General features: G+C 50.0%; 2 rRNA genes. Both read right to left on the bottom strand.

Features of this window, described 5'->3' with window-relative positions:
- A 23S ribosomal RNA gene (locus DW085_RS18500) occupies window positions 1-2,833 on the bottom strand; the annotation flags it as partial.
- 394 nt (window positions 2,834-3,227) lie between these two features.
- Window positions 3,228-3,345 (bottom strand): 5S ribosomal RNA (gene rrf / locus DW085_RS18495).
- Window positions 3,346-3,391 lie beyond the last annotated feature (46 nt).

Genomic DNA, 3,391 nt, shown 5'->3' with positions numbered 1-3,391 from the left:
CTTCCACCTCTGCCCTATCTACCTCGTCGTCTTCAAGGGGTCTTACTACTTGCGTATGGGATATCTCATCTTGAGGGGGGCTTCACGCTTAGATGCCTTCAGCGTTTATCCCGTCCCGGCTTGGCTACTCTGCCATGAACTTGATAGTTCAACAGATACACCAGAGGCCAGTCCACCCCGGTCCTCTCGTACTAAGGGCAGCTCCTCTCAAATATCCTACGCCCGCGCCGGATAGGGACCGAACTGTCTCACGACGTTCTGAACCCAGCTCGCGTACCGCTTTAATGGGCGAACAGCCCAACCCTTGGGACCTACTTCAGCCCCAGGATGCGATGAGCCGACATCGAGGTGCCAAACCACTCCGTCGATGTGAACTCTTGGGAGTGATAAGCCTGTTATCCCCAGGGTAGCTTTTATCCGTTGAGCGATGGCAATCCCACTTTCTACCACCGGATCACTAAGTCCTACTTTCGTACCTGCTCGACCCGTCGGTCTCGCAGTCAAGCTCCCTTCTGCCTTTGCACTCTTTGAATGGTTTCCAACCATTCTGAGGGAACCTTTGAGCGCCTCCGATACCCTTTCGGAGCGACCGCCCCAGTCAAACTCCCCACCTGACATTGTCCCACCTCCGGGTCACGGAGGTTGGTTAGAAATCCAGTACCACAAGGGTGGTATCCCAACAGCGACTCCGACAAGACTGGCGTCCTGTCATCAAAGTCTCCCACCTATCCTGTACATGCAGTACCGAATCCCAGTATCAAGCTAGAGTAAAGCTCCATGGGGTCTTTCCGTCCTGGCGCAGGTAACCAGCATCTTCACTGGTATTTCAATTTCACCGGGTGCATTGTCGAGACAGCGCTCAAATCATTACGCCTTTCGTGCGGGTCGGAACTTACCCGACAAGGAATTTCGCTACCTTAGGACCGTTATAGTTACGGCCGCCGTTTACTGGGGCTTAGATTCAAAGCTTCGATTGCTCTAACCTCTCCTCGTAACCTTCCAGCACCGGGCAGGCGTCAGCATATACCTCACCTTTCGGTTTCGCATAGACCTGTGTTTTTGCTAAACAGTTGCTTGAGCCTATTCTCTGCGGCCACATCTCTGTGGCACCCTTTATCCCGAAGTTACAGGGTCATTTTGCCGAGTTCCTTAACAATGCTTCTCCCGCCGGCCTTAGGATTCTCTCCTCATCCACCTGTGTCGGTTTACGGTACGGGTACATATCACACAATAGCGGCTTTTCTCGACAGCTCGAATCCCGGACTTCGCTACTTTTGTTCGCTCCGCATCACGTCTTCGGCTTACTAAGCGGATTTGCCAGCTTAGCACCTACCTCGCTTGCCCTGGTATCTTCATTCCCAGGTTCCGGTATCTCTCTGTGTCCCCACAGTTCTGATGATATGCAGTACAGGAATTTCAACCTGTTATCCATCGACTACGTCTTTCGACCTCGCCTTAGGCCCCGACTTACCCAGAGCAGATCAGCTTTACTCTGGAAACCTTAGATATTCGGCCTGGAGGATTCCCACCTCCATCTCGCTACTCATTCCGGCATTCTCTCTTCTTAAAAATCCACAGCTCCTTATCGGTACTGCTTCGTCTCTTTAAGAATGCTCCTCTACCAATGTATAATTACATTCCTAAGCTTCGGTGTTGTGTTTTAGCCCCGGACATTTTCGGCGCAGGACCTCTCGACTAGTGAGCTATTACGCACTCTTTGAATGTGTGGCTGCTTCTGAGCCAACATCCTAGTTGTCTTCGAAATCCCACATCCTTTTCCACTTAACACACACTTTGGGACCTTAGCTGTAGGTCTGGGCTCTTTCCCTTTTGACTACCCAACTTATCTCGTGCAGTCTGACTCCCGTACATCATTTATGCGGCATTCGGAGTTTGATATTCTTCGGTAGACTTTGACGCCCCCTAGGAAATTCAGTGCTCTACCTCCGCTAAACTAATACGAGGCTAGCCCTAAAGCTATTTCGAGGAGAACCAGCTATCTCCGGGTTCGATTGGAATTTCTCCCCTATCCACACCTCATCGCCACCCTTTTCAACGGATGTGCGTTCGGTCCTCCATTCCCTTTTACGGGAACTTCAACCTGGACATGGATAGGTCACCCGGTTTCGGGTCTGCACATGCTGACTTTACGCCCTATTAAGACTCGCTCTCGCTTCGGCTCCGGAGCTTTACTCCTTAACCTCGCCAGCATCCGCAACTCGCCGGACCGTTCTACAAAAAGTACGCGGTTGCACCTTAACGTGCTTCCACAGCTTGTAAACACAGGGTTTCAGGTTCTCTTTCACTCCCCTCCCGGGGTCCTTTTCACCTTTCCTTCACAGTACTATGCGCTATCGGTCACTAAGGAGTATTTAGCCTTGGGGGGTGGTCCCCCCGAATTCCCGCAAGGTTCCACGTGTCTCGCGGTACTCTGGATCCTGCCGCTGCTTATCGTTTTCATGTACGAGGCTTTCACTCTCTCTGGCCGGTCTTTCCAGGACCGTTCCATTAACGAATCAGCTCACTTATGCAGTCCGTAACCCCAGAGTGCACGCACTCTGGTTTGGGCTCTTCCCATTTCGCTCGCCGCTACTTTGGGAATCGATGTTTCTTTCTCTTCCTCCGCCTACTTAGATGTTTCAGTTCAGCGGGTTCCCTTCCATACGTTATGTATTGGCGTATGGATGACTGAGGTCTTCTCAGCCGGGTTTCCCCATTCAGATATCTCCGGATCAATGGATATTTGCTCCTCCCCGAAGCTTTTCGCAGCTTATCACGTCTTTCATCGGCTCTTAGTGCCAAGCATCCACCCTGCGCTCTTATTAGCTTAACCAATTGATTCACACCGCGGGTACGGTGTTCCTCTCAGATGCATAGCGTTGCATCTTTGGCTTATGGTGTTTACAATTAATAATTGCTTGTTTTTGGTTTGTTTGGTTACACTTTCGTGTAACACCTCGGATGTCTTGATATTTGTTTCAAACCTCTCGGTTTGAACTTTGTATCAGATTTTCAATATGCAGTTTTCAAGGTACATACTTGACTGAAGTTTATCAGTCATTCACAACCTCGATAAGCTCGAACTTATGAATCACTGGTAAAAACCAGTTATATGGAACAGCACTTCCCTGCTGGTGTAGGTTAACACATCCTCATCACAGATAGTTCATCCATTCCGATGTGTCCGTTCTATTTCAAATCGCATTCAGCGAATTGTTTTTAATGGAATCCGGCATCCACCTGCTTTCCCATGCCGTCTCCAGCATAGTATCATCGGCCGCTTAGGTCTTAACCATCGTGTTCGGGATGGGAACGGGTGTGTCCCCTAAGCGCATCGACACCGGAAATCTTTCATTTCCTGGATTTCAATCTTTAATTGTCATCCTCGAAA

Source organism: Clostridium sp. AF50-3 (genome assembly GCF_003477445.1).
Taxonomy (GTDB): Bacteria; Bacillota; Clostridia; order Lachnospirales; family Lachnospiraceae; genus Otoolea; species Otoolea fessa.
This window is presented reverse-complemented; position numbering and strand designations above follow the sequence as displayed.